Genomic DNA, 16547 nt, shown 5'->3' on the forward strand with positions numbered 1-16547 from the left:
AGGACCCCTCTCCGATTTAATAGTTAGAATTACATTGGATCCATATAAACAGTCTTCACTTCTGTATAAAACTCAATAGCAGCTTTTCCCTGCTCACGACTGCCAGAACTAGAATTCTTACATCCGCCAAAAGGCATTTGTGGTTCTGCTCCCGAAGTTTCCGAGTTAACATGTACAAGGCCTACTTCCGCATCTTCAACAAAGCGGCGGGCCAAGGTCAGGTTGTTTGTGCAGATGGCTGCGCTAAGACCAAACTCCGTATCATTTGCCATCTCTACTGCTTCTTGATAATCTTTGACTTTAAATAAAGCAATAACTGGACCAAAAATTTCTTCACGGGCAATTCGCGCGTCACGTGGCACATTTTCAAAGATTGTTGGTTTTACATAAAAACCATTTTTTAATTCTTCCTCTTCCGGAATCCCTCCACCGCAAAGCAGTGTTGCTTCTGATTTCCCCGCTTCGATCATTTCGAGCACCCCATCAAGCTGTGCTTTTGATACGGCGGGCCCGATAACGGTTCCCTCGTGAAGTGGATTACCAATGGTTAATTCCTTCGTCCGCTTTACAAGCAGGTCACGAAATGATTCGTAGATTCCTTCTTGGACAATCACACGACTCGTTGCTGTACATTTTTGGCCGGTAGATTTAAATGCTCCGCCTACAGCTATTTCAACTGCTCTATCCAGATCGGCATCATTTAGAACAACAAGCGGATTCTTCCCACCCATTTCCATCTGTACCTTTTTCCCGTTTTCTACAGCCTGTTTTTGAATCTGCCGCCCTACTTGGTTCGAACCGGTGAAGGAAATGGCTTTTATATCTGGATGTTTCACCAATTCATTCCCAATAACAGATCCTCTTCCAAATACACAATTAAGGACACCTGCTGGCAGACCTGCGTCATCAAAAGCTTTCATGACATAATAGACAGATTTCGGCGTTAAATCAGCAGGCTTAATCACCACTGTATTTCCATAGATAAGTGCTGGTGCCATCTTCCATACGGGGATGGCAATAGGAAAATTCCATGGTGTAATTAACCCAACAGGACCTAAGGGTGTACGAGTCGTATACAAAAAGGTATTCTCATTAGCGGACGGTATTACGTCTCCAAGCGGCTGCCGTGCTTCAGCTGCAAAATACTCGAGGATGCTTACTGCGCGATTAGCCTCCCCCATCCCTTCCGAAAATGCTTTTCCCTCTTCCTTAATGAGATCCCGTCCTATTTCCTCTATGTTTTCTCTCAAAAAAGCCGCAGCCTTTTGTAAATAAGCTGCCCTTTGTTGAATGGAGAGTTTTTTCCAAGCCGGAAAGGCATTTTTGGCAGCGGTTACAGCATCGTGTACATCAGCTGCGGCACTGGATGGGAATTCCCCTAAGCTTTCACTGTTATGCGGACTTAGGTTTTCTTTATATTCCTTTGTAGACGGCTCTTTCCATTGTCCGTTAATGTAATTTAAATAACGCATCCATAAATCCTCCTAAAATCATCTAGTATTCTTTTTTTCACCTTTTCCTTTATGCTGGATTACTAATGTCAGCATCATCTGTCAAACTAGCAGCCGTTTTTCTTGTCACCACACTTACACCTAACGTTACAGCAATGTTGATCATTAATACGGCTAATCCTATATCCAAATCCTTGATGACATTTGGCCAAGACGGGAATAACGTTGCGAGTGACGTTTCTGCGATCGTTGAATAGACGACGAGAATACTGCCAACAATCATTCCAGCAAAGGCCCCCTGAACGGTAACGGGGTTCTTTTTCCAAAGACTAAAAAACAAAGCAGGAAATAGCTGGACCATAAAGCTATAAGACATAAGATACAGCGTAAGAATGGAGTCCCCGCCATTAAATGTAAAGAAAAGGGTCACAAGTGCTATGATCGGCACCAGCATTTTAGTCAGCTTGGCCAACTGTCGATCTGTTGTATTTGGTTTCCATACTTTATAGATATTTTTAGAAAGAATCGTTGAAGTTGCCGTCAATACCAATGAACTCGGGATAAGGGCGGCCATCGCTCCAGCTGCCCCAATTAAACCAACAAACCAAGGGTCAAAAGATAATTTAGCCATTTTAAATAAGGCTAGATCTGTATCTGGACCTTTTAAATCCGGTACTTGAATAACAGCGGAAAAACCGATAAGCAAAGAAAAGACAATGATAATCTGATAAATAGGCATAATCCCTGCATTTATCCGCAGTGATTTCCCGCTTTTAGCAGAGAATATTCCCGCCATCATATGTGGAAACATGTAAAATGCCAGTGCTGTCATAATCGTTGCCGAAACAAACCATGAAATACTCAATCCTTGTTCAGGGAATATCAGAAATTCCTTTTTAGCTGTATGGATTGCTTCAAACATCGGCTGTATGCCGCCGTAATAATGAAAAGGAAAATAAAAACCCATAAAGACAACAACGCCCAAGATCAAAATATCCTTAATAATCGCTGTCCATGCGGCTCCGTGCATCCCAGATACCGTTACATAAATGGTTACTGCAATAACCGCTACAACGATTGCCATCTGAGGAGAAATGGAACCATAGGACGCTTCCGATACAATAATTCCCAATCCTTTTAACTGCATTACTAAGTAAGGGATAACAGCCACAACACTTATGATCGCTACGAGAATGCCAAGTGCCTGACTGTTATACTTTTTTTCGTAAAAATCTGATTGGGATAAGACTTTATTATCCTTGGCATACTTCCAAATAGGCGGAAGCATCCAGTAAGCGATTACAAAATAGAAGCAATTGAAAGCGTATAGGGCGGGAGGCATACCAGAGCGATAAGCACCACCACTTGCTCCTAGGAAGGTATAGGTTGTAAACATCTCACCTGCTAATAAAAAGAACATCAATAAACTTCCAAAACCCCGTCCCCCGACAGACCACTGCTCCATATTCATTTCTTTTCCTCTGCGGGCTTGCAAACCTAACCAAATACACAAAACTAGGAAAAAGAGGATAACTAGAAGGGCTGCGTTCATATTATTCTTCCTCCTTATTTGCTGGATCGAGCCTATTAGCAACGATCAAGAATAAGGACGTCAGACCAACCCAGCATATAGCCCAAAAAAGGACAAATGGCAATCCAAATATATAAGGTTCCACCTTATTGATGACAACCAGTGAACCCAAGGCTGGTATTGTAGTTAATATAAAAATCTTCTTCATCATTCACCATCCTAGTTTAAAAACATAATTGCAATAAATTTAAACGATATGATTTATTTGGACAGTTGTTGTTTGAACCTTCTGATAATTTAAACTCTACTCTATTGCACTAGCTTTTTGGGCTGGTCATTTGATAGGACCGTTGCATCGATTTTCTTTCTAGTAAATTTAAAATAGTAAAAAATATAACAAGCGGCAACAAAGCCAAATCCTATATACAGTGATGTCCGCTGGGCTGCGTCGAATGCGGTAAACACAACGATCCCTACGCACATGATGAGGCACAGAATTGGAAGGAGAGGAAAGAAAGGTACTTTAAATTTTAAATCCTTCAAGCTTCCTCCATCCGCAATATACTGCTTGCGGAATTTATACTGTGCAAGAGCGATTGCCATCCATGTAACGACCCCTCCAACCCCGCTGATAGCCAGCAGCACCACAAATAATGTTTCCTCTGCTATGACACTAGTAAGCAAGGATAGTAAGGCAAAGGCGAGGGTAACGAGCAAGGCATTCATGGGCACACCGCGCTTGTTTATCTTTCCGAACATACGGGGAGCTTGTCCGCTTTGGGAAAGAGAAAAAAGAATCCTCGTACATGCAAATAAACCTGTGTTCCCAACGGAAAGGATAGCCGTTAAAATAACGAAGTTCATAATATCCGCCGCATAAGGAATACCAATCATATCGAATACTGTTACAAACGGGCTTTCAAGTACACCTGCTTTTTTCCATGGAACAATTGCTGATAAGACAAAAGTTGCCAGCACATAGAAAAGTAAAATACGGACGATGATACTCCGGATTGCTTTTGGGATACTCTTTTCGGGCTCCTCAGTCTCACCTGCTGCAACCCCCATAATTTCCGAACCCATAAAAGAATAGACGACTGTCATGATTGATATAAATATACCGATGAATCCCTTTGGAAATAATCCATCACCAATAAAATTTGAAAGGAATGGAGCAGATTGCCCCTTGATCGAAACCAATCCGAATATCGCAGCCCCTCCAACCACGATAAAAAAGAGAACAGCCAATATTTTTATGGCAGAGAACCAATATTCCATCTCAGCAAAGCTTCTTGTTGTCAACGCGTTTATACCGAATAATATCAAGGTGAAAACGGCACACCAGACCCATACTGGTACATCAGGAAACCATCTGCCCATCAGCAAACCGGCCGCGATAAATTCTAGACCTACATAGATAGCCCAGCTTAACCAGTAAGTCCAGCCGATCATAAACCCAGAAGCAGGGCCGATAAAGCGCTCTGCATGAGCCTGAAAGGAACCGGAGACTGGCATCACTACCGATAGCTCTCCAAGACAAACCATGACCATGTACATAAGTAAACCGCCGAATAAATAGGCCGTGATCGCCCCCATAGGTCCAGCCTCACCAATCGCATACCCGGACCCTAGGAAAAGACCAGTACCAATGACTCCACCTATCGAAAGCATAAATAAATGTCTGCTTTTCATCGAACGTTTTAATTCTTTTGGTTGACTCCCCTGTTCTGGTTTCATCTAATTCCCCCTTTATTTTTTCTATCCATATGAATGAACCACTTATCTGACTGCTGCTTTTTCAGACGGATCAGCAAACTCTAATAAATCACTGACTTCTGGTTTAAAAATTTCATACGCAACATCTCGCTGATATCTGTTTTGTTTCTTCGCTTCTGAAAATAGTTGAATCGTATTTTTTCGGCATAGCTTTTCAATATCATCCATTACAGCCTGCGGGTCTGGTTTGACCAGTCCGAAAATCACAGCGTCATAAAATCTTATGGCCCCTAGGTTCGCAACAAAATCATTGACGATGTCAATTCCTCTTTGTTTGATGATCTCATCTCCTTCAGAAGAAATTGGGATATTAGCTGCTTCAACAATCAAGCTGGCTTTTACCTTATCTGCGTTAGACTGGTTGATAACGTCCTCTAATGCACACGGGATGAGAATATCGCAATCTACCTCAAGCCAGTCGGAGTTTGGCCTTACAGTATAGTTCGGTTCAAAATAAGTGGTATCCATTTCGCCATATACATTCTTATGGTCAATAAGAGTTTGAATATCCAATCCTTCTTCACATGTGACTAACAAGTTCGCATCTGAAATTCCGACGATTTTATAACCTAATTGAGATAGTTTTAATGCGCAGCTTGCTCCTACACAGCCGAAGCCTTGGATGACAACCTTCGCTCCGTCCTTGCCATTTTTAAACTTCCAAGCTTCATCGGCCGAAAAGGCAACACCATATCCTGTAACAGCATCATTTAAAAGCAATCCATCCATTCTTGTTTTCATCAGTCCATCAAAATCCTTTATCCCTTGAAGAATCGCAGGATCTTGTTTCATAGACTTTGTTAGAGGGATATCAATGCCGAATTCGTTAAAGATTTGGAGGACATCTTCATACTTCGTACCTAGATCACTTCCTAAGGATACGCCGTTATCAATATAAGGCATCATGGCAATTAAAAATCTTCTTAAGACGGCATAAGCATCTGGAGCTTTGTAATCATACTTAATACCCGCTTTACATCCACCAGTCGTTCCGCTGTCACTAGCTACATACTTATATGCCATTGCATGGGCTAATCTTTCAACCTCTTCTTTTGTCACTGACGGATGCATTCTCGTACCGCCACCTGTATATCCCTTCACGAAATTATGAACAACAAGCCACCCCTGTGCATCCGTTTCCGTATCATTCCACTCGACAACTAAATATGGTTTAGTCAATCCAATCCCTCCCAAAGATTTTCTCTTTCAAGCATCATGCAGTTATGATTAAAAAGCTTCTATAAACACTGTGATTATGTTGTTAATACTTTAAAAAAATAAGCTGCTATTCAAACCAACGTATAGGCTTTGGCTCCAAATTAATGTTAATCTGTTTCGTTTCCTGATATTCGTCCAACCCATACGTACTAAGGCTTCTGCCAATGCCGCTTTGTTTATAGCCCCCCCACGGCGCTTGAATATTCGTGAGGTGGTAAGCGTTCACCCATGTAATACCGGCCCGGACCTTTTTGATGACACGCATGGCCTTGTTATGGTCTGTAGAGAATACCGCTCCTGCAAGTCCAAAGTCGGTGTCGTTGGCGATCTTGACAGCTTCTTCTTCATCTTTGAATTTCTGAATGGCAACAACGGGACCAAAGATTTCTTCTCTGACAATCCGCATATCGCTTGTTACATGCGTAAAGACGGTTGGTTCGATGAAAAATCCCCTATCCAGCCCATCTTTCTCCATTCGATTACCACCAAGAGCAAGTTTCGCTCCTTCTTCTTTCCCAATCCGAATGTAATCTAGTATACTTTCAAAATGCTTTTCGCTCACAATGGCTCCCATTTGGGAATGTTCATCATTCCCGGGACCGACCCTAATCCCTTTGGCCTTTTCCACATATTTCTCTACAAAGGTATCGTAGATCCCCTCCTGGACAAGAAGACGGCTCCCCGAAGAACAAACTTGCCCTGAGCCCATAAAAATGCCAAATAGGGCATAGTCAATAGCTGTTTCCAAATCCGCATCATCAAAGATAATGTTCGGAGATTTCCCTCCTAACTCAAGAGACACTTTTTTCAAATTACCTGTTGCCGCCTGCATAATCCGGCGGCCGACCTCTGTACTTCCAGTAAAGGAAACAATATCTACATCATTACTTTCGGCAATCGTCTGACCCACAACTGATCCGATTCCCATAATGAGATTAGCTGCTCCTTTTGGTAAATCAGTCTCATCCATCAGTTCAAACAATTTTACCGCTGTCATCGGAGTAATTTCCGCAGGCTTTAGAAGAATGCTATTACCTGCTGCCAATGCCGGTGCAATCTTCCAAACACTCATCAATAAAGGAAAATTCCAAGGAACAATCAACCCGGCAACACCCATTGGTTCCTTCACGATTAATGTCTGCATATCCCCGGAAGCTTCATACGATTGGCCATTAGGCATCGTAAGCAGACCTGCATAATAACGGAATGTATGAGCGGCTTCCTCTACATCTGACTGTGCTTCTCTTCTCGTTTTTCCGTTATTCTGTACTTCTAGATCCCTTAACACATCCATGTTTTCTTGCAATTTATCAGCAATCTGAAGTAAAACTGCAGCCCGCTCCTGTGGGGATTGACCAGACCATACAGCGCTTTCAAAAGTTTTCTTTGCTATTTTAATCGCTTCGTTCGTTTCTTCTTTTGTTCCTATCGGAGCCCTGGCAATGACTTCCTGTGTGGCAGGATTAATAATATCCATTTTTTCCGGATTACTAGATTCAATCCAATTCCCGTTCATATAATGTTTCAATTCTATTACCAAAACTTTGTTCCCCCTATCAGTAGGCTTATGGTCTAACAATGGCTGAAGTTAGGAAATTATCCGTGTTTTGGACGGAATGATGCAATATATTCATCCGAATCTTTGTATTCCAATACTCCTACTGCTTCTACATCAACTACAACCATATAAGGTTGTTTGCTTACGATTGCATTCGCTAATGCTTCTTTAAATTCATTAACCGAGCGTACTTTCTCAGATTCGTAGCCCATTGATTTTGCCATCATGACGAAGTCCGGGTTTTTCAAGTCAACGGATGTGCGTCTGCCATATGCTGCTTCTTGGTAGTATCTTAAGATCCCGTAACCGCCATCATCGAATAATAGGACAATAATCGGTGCATCTTCCTGAACCGCGGTGATCATCTCACCAGCATTCACCATGAATCCACCGTCACCTGCAATCAGAACGACCTTCTTATCCGGCTGACCGATTTGTGCGCCAATTGCCATTGGCAAGCCTTGTCCGATTCCACCGCCGGTCATGTAGAGGTAATTCCTTGGTTCGTAAATGTCGAACAATTTATTCCCCCAAGTGTATCCAGGGATGGTCACGTCCGTCACCAAGACCGTATTCTCAGGCAGCTGTTCACGCATGATATCAGCAACTTCACCATATGGCCCAATTTGACTGCGGAGGTCATCACGAACACCTTGTCGGGCAGACTTCACTTCATCCACATAAGCAGGATCTGGATGGAGCTCCTTAGTTGCCAAAATACTGTTGATCTCATGTAAAACTGCCTTGGCATCTCCAACCAGCGTATACAATGTATCAAAGTTACGGTTAAATGCATCTGGATTTAAATCGATATTGATATGATTTTCAGGTACCGGAAGTGTCCAGTTATAGGTTTCCCCGCCACGGAACCGGACCCCAATACTAATGAGAAGATCCGACTTTTCCAGTAGTTCCTTCACTTGTGATGTAGCCGCAAAGTTGCCGATGCAAAGCGGATGATTTTCAGGGATAGCCCCTTTACCGGACTCGCTTGTAATGACAGCAGACTGGATGTTATCTACTAACGTTTGGAGTTCCTCTGATGCCCCTGAAGCAATCACTCCATGTCCTGCCCAGATGACCGGTCTTTTTGCTGCGGTGATTTTTTCCCAAACATCAGCTGGAATGTTGATTTTCACTTTTGGATCTTGAACCGTTTCCACTTCAAGCAATTGATTATCAGGAATAATCTGCGCCTGGAAATTCGTTGGAATGGAAATCGTTACTGGACCAGTAGGAACAGTCAGAGCCTCTTTGATCGCTTTGCGAATAAATGGTGTGATTAGCTTTGGCCGCTTCAGCAAATAGGCTGATTTGTTTGCGCCGTCCATCATTTTCAGCTGATCCTTCGCTTCGTGAATATAACGTTGATCTGTTCCAATATAATTGGAATCAGCTTCCCCGGTAATGTGCAATAATGGCGTACCTGAGTTCCATGTTTCCGTCAATGCACCTGCGCCGTTCCCTGCTCCAGCACCAGTACTTGTTAAGACAACGCCCAATTTCCCTGTAGCACGTGCATAGGCATCGGCCATGTTGACGGCTCCACTTTCACCGCGGGCAGTGACCATACGGATGCTTCCTTCACGCAGCATCGCATCATAAATCGGCATATTGTGAATACTGACGATGCCGTATACTACTTCCACCTCTGCTTGTACAAGCTCTTTTACAATAGCATCTGCAACCGTGAATTCTGTTTGATTGTTCATTGTAGTGTCCTCCCATGTCTAATCATATTTCTAGAAGCTTATCTTCTTTATTTAAGGGAACGTCCCTTCTTTCATTAGCCATTGATGGCGCTTTCATAAAGATTGTGGAAATATTTGAGTGCATACTCAGTCGGAGAATATACTCCGTACTTAAAGGCATTCGTGTGGAAACCTTTCTGCAATAACTCCACAAGGTCGAAATCCTCTTCTCTTACCTGATCCACGAAACGAATCAGTTCCTCTTGCTCTTCACTAATTTCATCTGATTTAAAGTAGTAGCTATAGATAGCTAGTGTTTTATTCGCGGACAGCGGTAAAATTTGACTTGTCGTCATATTCCCTTCTTTTCCAGGGTAGATGCTCACCATCAAGTTTGGCCACACCCAATAAAAATTGGCGTGATCTCCTTGATCTTCTTTTGATTTATTAGTCAATTCTGAATATTGACACGAGAAATTGTCATGTAAATCGATATGGTAATTTTTCATGTCAAAGGTTTTTGAAAACTCAGGGTGTGCAATCTTGCAGTGGTCACACTCCAAATAGTTATCAACAACCGCTTTCCAGTTAGCATCTATGACTCTTTGTGTGACACGAATCTTTTTCAATGAATCTAGGAATGTGTATTTTTCCAAACTGGCCATGAAATCTCCATAGGTTTCTGCCATTGGCCTTGCATCCGGATTCAAATTGATAAAGATCATGGACTGTAATACTTCAAGCTTTACTTGCGTCATACAGCTATGGTTTCCTAATTCATTCGTAGTAAAGTTTGGCGCTTTATTCAATTTCCCGTTTAAATGGAAGGTCCAGCCGTGATACGTACACGTGAAAACCTTTTTATTTCCGCACTCACTTTTTTCCACTATCGTCCCTCTATGTGGACAAATGTTGTAAAAGGCATTTAATTCATTGTTTCTATCCCTGCTAATAATGATCGGCTGATCGGCTATATCAAAAGTGAAGAAATCCCCTGCTTTCTCCACCTGGCTCATATGTCCTGCAAAGATCCAGCTAGATTGGAAGATTTTCTTCTTTTCCTCTTCAAATATTTGCGGACTCACATAATGATCATACGGAATAGTGTGCTCCAAGGCATAATTGGTTTGTAACTCTTTCATTTTGCCATTCCCCCATTCTAACATTCAAATCCCTTAAAGTTTTGTTTTCATAAAATATATATTGCAAATTCCATGCCAACTTGTCTTTTTTCATATTTACTGGGTTTTAGAGGATTTCAAAAGTTGAAATTGAGTTTATATGCGTTCAAAGCTTCCAATATAGCGTCTTGCCCCACTCATTTACAGTTCAAAATATTTAGACTATTATAAGGTGTAAAGTGATATAAATCACACCTACAAAGGTTATAGCTCCTTAGTTTGTTAGAATCACTTGGCAGTTTATTTTTCTGAACACAATTGTGCTCAGGTTGAGTTCACTCACACTCACATGATGTTTTCGGGAGGTCAATCATGACATTATCCAATATTTCAACCGATTTAGATTTAAATTTGGAAACGCTTATTAAAATTTTGGATTATTCTTCTGATGAAATTTTTGTACTGAATAAGGATAAGAAAATTATTTATGTAAATGATGCCTGTAAGAAGCATTATGGTTTAAATAAGGAAAATGTTTTAGGAAAAGTAAGCTTGGAATTAGTGAACGAAGGCTATTGGTATCCCTCCATATTCCCTGATATATTGGACAAAAAAGAGCCGATTTTAATGAAACAAACAACCATCCTCGGTGCGGAGCTTCTTACTTCCGCCATCCCTATTTTAAATGATCATAAGGAAGTAGAATTGATTGTAACAACCGCAAGGGAACTACAGAGCTACAACATGCTGAAGGTAAGAGAAAAGGATTCAAATCACAGAAAAGAAATGGATGATCCATTCGGCAGCATCATGACAAATAATGAAAAGATGAAAGATGTACTGAAATTTGCCAAGAAGGTAGCAGCTGCGCACTCTACTTTATTGATTCTTGGTGAGTCCGGAACAGGTAAAAGCATTTTGGCCCAATATATTCACGAAAACGGCAGTCGAAAGAACGGACCATTTTTAACCGTCAATTGTGCTGCCATCCCTGCTGATTTAATAGAATCCGAGCTCTTTGGCTATACTCCGGGATCTTTCACCAATGCAAGCCGTTCCGGAAAAAAAGGGATACTTGAAAGTGTCGATGGGGGTACACTGTTTCTTGATGAAATAGGGGACATGCCTTTGCCTCTTCAGGTTAAAATCCTGCAAGTCATTCAGGAGAAAAAATTCATTCCTATTGGCGGGAATAAAGAAAAGAAAGTGGATATCCGAATCATTGCCGCAACCAATAAAGATTTAAATAAAATGGTAGAAAATAAAATGTTTAGAGAGGATTTATATTATAGGCTGAACGTCGTTGATATTAAAATGCCTCCGCTTCGCGAAAGGCAGGAAGATATAGTCCCGCTCATCTATAAATTCATATATAAATTTAATCGAATCCATGAAATGAACAAATTCATTTCTAAAGATTGCCTCGAATGGCTTACCCATTATTCTTGGCCCGGAAACATAAGGCAATTAGAAAACCTGATCGAAAAGCTTGTTATTGTAAGCGATGAGGTCATTGGAATCGATGACCTTCCCGAGGGCATTTATAACCAAGGACTGCAGCAAATTGAAAACAGTGCCCCCGCTTCCCTGCAACAAGCGATTGAATTGGCAAAAAAAGAGATGGTTCGTAAATCTTATAAGCTGAATAAAAGCTCTAGGCGTGTAGCCAAGGATCTGCAAATCAGCCAAACGTATGCGGCCAAATTGATTAGAGAGTATTGTCAGGGCTTGTCGGAGGATTGAGCTTTTCTAAAAATGCGTGCCGAAATGACAGTCGTATTGGCATCGTTATTGGTATATAAAAAAAGCAAAACTCGCCATAGTAATTGGCGAGTTTCTTTATTAGGGATACCAAAACCTTATTTAACTAAAGTACCCTCTAGTTCAAGTGCATTTCTTCACAAGTTTTACTGTTTCATACTTTGTTTTGTCTTGAAGAAATCCCCACCCTTTTGTTTTTCATCATCAGTTCCCCAAAATATTTTTTTGTCCATTTGTTGTAGTCTTGGGATATGTTTTGAACAGTGAATATACGCTTCATCAACTTTTACCATAACCCAACGTTCAGGTTTGTTTCCTTCTTTTTCTTCAATATCAATTATTATCTCTTCTGGAATATTAAATGAGCTTAATTGGTTATTTTCTATAATAGCTGCCTTACCATTAACATGTAACCCTATGTTATTCTCAAAAAAATCTATAAACATTAGTCCTATATGGGGGTTTTCTATGATGTTACCTAAACTTGCCATAACACCATTCCCTTTATATTCGGGATAAATTATTGTTTTATCATCAATAACACGTACAAAACCTGTTGAGCCGGCCCTAAAAGTGGAGTCACAGTTTCCATTAGAATCAGCCGTTGCTATGAACATCATACCTTGATTCGATATAAACTCTGTCATCTTATTGTTTAGGTAGTTAAGCATTTGATTTTCATAAAAAGAGGATGCTCTCTTGGTTGTTCCATATTGTTCTTGAAGTAAATGTTCTCCTCTTGACATCGTCCAACATCCTTTTCAATAATGTGTCTATTATTTTAACACATAGTTTAACGAAATTTAGATATTGTTAAATGCCCCGTAATTTGTTCCAAGCATAGCCACTAAACATACTTTAGTATAATAAAGAAAGAGGCTGGATTCCGATTCCTATTAGAATTGGAGTCCAGCCTCTTTTATAATCATTTTTGAATATTGAACTATTTTTTTATGCCGCCTCATGCGTAATCAATCCCTTCATCATATTTTGAAATTGTTCGTGATCAATTTCAATTTACTTTAGCGCATCACCTCATTAACATATTATTTTACTAATATAGTATAATATGGAAAAATATTATTGACAAGCCTAATTTATCCCCGTAGAATCACATTTAAGTTGCTTTTTTTATTTTGAATATTCCAAATATTATCGGCGGAAATTAGGGTCAGGGGAAGGAGGATTTCTTGAGAATGTGAAAAGCTGTAGAAACTTCTTTACGAAGGAATGAGCATTAACAAATCAACAACGGCTTTAGAATGATCGGGGATAATTAATTTGAAATAAGACAAGGGGTGCGATGAAAATATGTCAAAAGCATTAAGTCTATACCAATTTAGTAGAAAAGCACATAAATGGTCTGGATTAATTTTATCTGTTGTTTTTATGTTCGTAGCAGTCACTGGCCTATTGCTTGTTTATATGATACCACTCGGAGTTGCTGATGATTTAAGAACAGGGAAGGAAGCGAGCCCAAGTCAATCGATACCTATGGATAAAGTCGTGTCCATAGCCACGTCTCAGGGGCTTCCAGGTGTATCATCGGTTGAAGATATCTTTAGAATAGAATATAGACCTGGTTTAAATATTTATCAGGTTCGCTTTAATAACAGTCAAGATGTTCAGATCGATGCGAGTACGGGAAAAGTTTTATCTACAAAACCAGATTACTCAACTTTCATCATTACTTTGCATGATGGATCCTTTTTTGGCAATTGGTATCGATACAGTGCTCTTACATTCGCAGGTTTAGCTCTTATTCTACTGTCATTTTCCGGATATTACATGGTGGGCTTTCCACTTTACAAGCGTTTAAAGGCGCGAAAAAAAGCGAAAGACTTGAAAAATATTGCTACATAGCAGTAAAAGTACACATGTTAGCCTAGAGGTTGATGCATATTAGTCATGTTAAATATGGATCAACCTCTTACTTCTTTTTCAATAATCGCACCCAATCGCTGAAGATCATAGTCTTCGGAGCTATCTTCACTTATTGAACTTTAGCACCCGTTCGTCGAATAAGAAAAGGCTACCATAATGACAGCCCTGATCTTCAACTCTTGCACCCTATAGTTTAAGTAGAAACCTTCACAATCTCTTTTATACTTAAACATAATCTCATTACAAAAAGACGCCTTCTTATTAAAGAAAAGCGCCCTTTAATGGAATAACAATTTACTTCTGTAAGGACTGAAATTTAGTCGAACTGTTATTTTGAAGATAGGCGTTATTTAAAGTGGTTTGTGTCGTTCAGATAAGTCCAAAAAAATCATTTTCATCTCATCACTTCTTTTCCAACGCACTACATAATTGATTTAATGTTTTTTGTCCAGATTTGTTCTTCAAAATGTACTAAGTGGAATGAAATCCTACGCTTTTAATTTTCCTACTCGTTGAATATATCCCGTTACTCTTGCAGTTTCTTCCAAATAAGAGGAAGAAAAAATCTGCCAATTGTATTAGAAAGAAATTTAAAGTCTCAATTCATAATGAAACATCCTTTCTATAATTTAATACTTATAAAAGGTAAATCCCCCTTAGAATAAATTCTTACGGCGATATGAGTAAAATTAGCTTAACGGCTATTATCTTTGCCACCCGCTTTATGTTAAACGATAAATTTTACTTGGCCTACCACGAGAGGCAGAGCCTTCAGAACCCATGTACTCCGCTAAACCCACTTCTGTTAAACTGGTAACCATCCGTCTAACATTTCTCTCGTCGAGACGGAGATGGGTAGCTATTTCTTTTGTTGTGAAACTTCTTAAGCCCAATCGTCTCACGATCGCTGCTAGTTTGCTATACATTCGAACACTTACATTTCCTTGTTCTAGCTTTTCTAAAAAATCCTTATCTTCAAGCCGATAAGAATAAGACAACTCATCGTCTTTCCCTGCAGATTCGATTACCTGCCCATCCTCCTGGATAATTACAATTCCACGATCCTCCCTCTCTTTGGACCGCTGGATTGCACTAAGAGCATTAACCTCTGCAGCAAAGACTGTTTCTCCATAACCAATTCCAACTGCGATCGTCGACTCGGATTCAAGAGAAAGCTGATCCACAGTCTGAACCAGCATGCTAATATTTCGCTCAATGGCACCACGGGAACTAAAAATAACATATCGCCCATTCCCACGCTCCATGAGTGAACCGTCTAAAGACTCACACAACCGAATTAACGATTCCTTAAGACGGGTCTCCAAATACTGTAAACGGTAGGGGCTCCTCGCCTTTTCAGCAATCTTATCAAAATCATTAATATCAATTATTCCCACACCAATTTGAGTATCCTTAAAATAGAAGGCCCTTACCTTTTCCTCCAAAATTCGAATGGTTTGTTGAATTTCAAGACTTGTAGGGGTATACCAGTAAGCTGGAACACCGGCTGCTAGTAAACTTTTATAAACCCCCTCGAAACAAGTTATCGCAACATTAATCTTACCTTCTTCCCATAAGTTCAGGTGATACCTTAGTAACTCGTTTGGGTTGGTCTGCATTCCATATCTTCTAATGTAAACATTAGAAACGGGTACTTCAAGCTGTTCTAATGCTTCTTCTATTTTTGTCTCTTCAAGCTCGTCGATACTAACCCTTTCGACGATTACATGGTGGTTTAGAGCCGTCTGCAAAAAACAACGGTAAAGACTTGCTTCAGTATGTTGAATATGTATCAATTTTTCATCAGAATTCATAATGTTTTTTGCAATAATATAGGAAAGCTTACCTGAAAAAAACCAAATATCAACCTGATGATCATTTTCTTTGACAATGGAACCCGTCTCCTGAAAATGGTTGTAGGGAAATGGTAAAAATCGTAAGCTCAGATCCATTTTCTTCGCAAGAGTTAAAATTCTATCTACCGAAGTTTTAGGGCCTACAATTCCAATCTGATACATAAAGTACCTACCTTCCAGTACCTGATAACTAGGCACCTATCTGTTTTATTATAGGTTACACGATGATTTTTCCTTTTGTCTAGACCAGTATGCAGCTAACTTATCTCCTGTACAAAACTAAACACGTGGCAATTGACTTTTTGTCATTTGATGATTCAATTAATTTACCTCTTTTTAGAGAAGACACAAATTTTTTAAACTTAACATACATTTCCACCCAGATATAACTTGATAAAAGGACTTTGAGAAATAAAAATTCATTTCTCCACCTCTTGAACGATCTCACTTAGCATTCATGTTGTGAATTTTCAAAAAGTATATTGCAATATGTAAACAATTCAAATAAAATCATTTTAGGGTAATTACCCCTTTCTAACCTTAAAAATGATCTACAATTGAGCTAATCTTTGTAGATCATCATAGTTAAGCTAAAGTGTCCTAGTTGTATTTTTATTTGTTAGGTACAGTTAGCTTACCAAAGTATTAGCTTAAAAATTGGAAAGGAGTTATTTATTTTAAGTAAAGTACTAAGCTATTT

The 16547-nt window shown here is 39.9% G+C and carries 12 protein-coding genes; 2 read left to right on the forward strand and 10 right to left on the reverse strand.

Annotated features, from left to right (window positions below; translation table 11 throughout):
* Nucleotides 1–29: 29 nt before the first annotated feature.
* The 8 genes from AC59HZ_RS25550 to AC59HZ_RS25585 all read right to left on the reverse strand — a co-directional run bounded on the left by AC59HZ_RS25550 (nt 30) and on the right by AC59HZ_RS25585 (nt 10367).
* Complete coding sequence (locus AC59HZ_RS25550) at nt 30–1472, reverse strand: aldehyde dehydrogenase family protein (RefSeq protein WP_496548570.1); 1443 nt, start codon at nt 1470–1472, stop codon at nt 30–32.
* Between the two features lie 49 nt (nt 1473–1521).
* Complete coding sequence (locus tag AC59HZ_RS25555; protein WP_496548571.1) at nt 1522–3003, reverse strand: sodium:solute symporter family protein; 1482 nt, start codon at nt 3001–3003, stop codon at nt 1522–1524.
* 1 nt (nt 3004) lies between these two features.
* Complete coding sequence (locus tag AC59HZ_RS25560) at nt 3005–3193, reverse strand: DUF3311 domain-containing protein (RefSeq protein WP_496548572.1); 189 nt, start codon at nt 3191–3193, stop codon at nt 3005–3007.
* Between the two features lie 98 nt (nt 3194–3291).
* Nucleotides 3292–4719, reverse strand: coding sequence for an amino acid permease (locus tag AC59HZ_RS25565; RefSeq protein WP_496548573.1), 1428 nt, complete (start codon nt 4717–4719; stop codon nt 3292–3294).
* A gap of 42 nt (nt 4720–4761) precedes the next feature.
* Nucleotides 4762–5937: a Glu/Leu/Phe/Val family dehydrogenase gene (locus AC59HZ_RS25570; RefSeq protein WP_496548574.1), complete on the reverse strand. Its 1176-nt coding sequence runs from the start codon at nt 5935–5937 to the stop codon at nt 4762–4764.
* A 106-nt stretch (nt 5938–6043) separates the two neighbouring features.
* Nucleotides 6044–7492, reverse strand: a complete 1449-nt coding sequence (locus AC59HZ_RS25575; RefSeq protein ID WP_496548605.1) for an aldehyde dehydrogenase family protein — start codon at nt 7490–7492, stop codon at nt 6044–6046.
* Nucleotides 7493–7572: 80 nt separating this feature from the next.
* Complete coding sequence (locus AC59HZ_RS25580) at nt 7573–9246, reverse strand: thiamine pyrophosphate-binding protein (RefSeq protein WP_496548575.1); 1674 nt, start codon at nt 9244–9246, stop codon at nt 7573–7575.
* Nucleotides 9247–9320: 74 nt separating this feature from the next.
* Nucleotides 9321–10367: an aromatic ring-hydroxylating oxygenase subunit alpha gene (locus tag AC59HZ_RS25585; RefSeq protein WP_496548576.1), complete on the reverse strand. Its 1047-nt coding sequence runs from the start codon at nt 10365–10367 to the stop codon at nt 9321–9323.
* A 351-nt stretch (nt 10368–10718) separates the two neighbouring features.
* Between AC59HZ_RS25585 and AC59HZ_RS25590 the strand changes: the two genes are divergently transcribed.
* Nucleotides 10719–12089, forward strand: a complete 1371-nt coding sequence (locus tag AC59HZ_RS25590; RefSeq protein ID WP_496548577.1) for a sigma-54 interaction domain-containing protein — start codon at nt 10719–10721, stop codon at nt 12087–12089.
* Nucleotides 12090–12253: 164 nt separating this feature from the next.
* Here the strand turns inward: AC59HZ_RS25590 and AC59HZ_RS25595 are convergent, their stop codons facing one another.
* Entirely contained in the window at nt 12254–12853 is a 600-nt protein-coding gene (locus tag AC59HZ_RS25595) for a pyridoxamine 5'-phosphate oxidase family protein (RefSeq protein ID WP_496548578.1), read from the reverse strand.
* Nucleotides 12854–13418: 565 nt separating this feature from the next.
* Here AC59HZ_RS25595 and AC59HZ_RS25600 point away from each other — a divergent pair.
* Nucleotides 13419–13970, forward strand: coding sequence for a PepSY domain-containing protein (locus AC59HZ_RS25600; protein ID WP_496548579.1), 552 nt, complete (start codon nt 13419–13421; stop codon nt 13968–13970).
* A gap of 743 nt (nt 13971–14713) precedes the next feature.
* Here the strand turns inward: AC59HZ_RS25600 and AC59HZ_RS25605 are convergent.
* Nucleotides 14714–16009, reverse strand: a complete 1296-nt coding sequence (locus AC59HZ_RS25605) for a hypothetical protein (RefSeq protein WP_496548580.1) — start codon at nt 16007–16009, stop codon at nt 14714–14716.
* Nucleotides 16010–16547: the final 538 nt, after the last annotated feature.

The organism is Neobacillus sp. DZ-9, assembly GCF_059587065.1.

Excerpts from the sequence above, each read along its gene's own strand:
- AC59HZ_RS25555 (WP_496548571.1), bottom strand. The coding sequence starts at position 3,003 with ATGAACGCAGCCCTTCTAGTTATCCTCTTTTTCCTAGTTTTGTGTATT.
- AC59HZ_RS25600 (WP_496548579.1), top strand. The coding sequence starts at position 13,419 with ATGTCAAAAGCATTAAGTCTATACCAATTTAGTAGAAAAGCACATAAA.
- AC59HZ_RS25565 (WP_496548573.1), bottom strand. The coding sequence starts at position 4,719 with ATGAAACCAGAACAGGGGAGTCAACCAAAAGAATTAAAACGTTCGATG.
- AC59HZ_RS25560 (WP_496548572.1), bottom strand. The coding sequence starts at position 3,193 with ATGATGAAGAAGATTTTTATATTAACTACAATACCAGCCTTGGGTTCA.
- AC59HZ_RS25580 (WP_496548575.1), bottom strand. The coding sequence starts at position 9,246 with ATGAACAATCAAACAGAATTCACGGTTGCAGATGCTATTGTAAAAGAG.
- AC59HZ_RS25605 (WP_496548580.1), bottom strand. The coding sequence starts at position 16,009 with ATGTATCAGATTGGAATTGTAGGCCCTAAAACTTCGGTAGATAGAATT.
- AC59HZ_RS25585 (WP_496548576.1), bottom strand. The coding sequence starts at position 10,367 with ATGAAAGAGTTACAAACCAATTATGCCTTGGAGCACACTATTCCGTAT.
- AC59HZ_RS25595 (WP_496548578.1), bottom strand. The coding sequence starts at position 12,853 with ATGTCAAGAGGAGAACATTTACTTCAAGAACAATATGGAACAACCAAG.
- AC59HZ_RS25550 (WP_496548570.1), bottom strand. The coding sequence starts at position 1,472 with ATGCGTTATTTAAATTACATTAACGGACAATGGAAAGAGCCGTCTACA.
- AC59HZ_RS25575 (WP_496548605.1), bottom strand. The coding sequence starts at position 7,492 with ATGAACGGGAATTGGATTGAATCTAGTAATCCGGAAAAAATGGATATT.
- AC59HZ_RS25590 (WP_496548577.1), top strand. The coding sequence starts at position 10,719 with ATGACATTATCCAATATTTCAACCGATTTAGATTTAAATTTGGAAACG.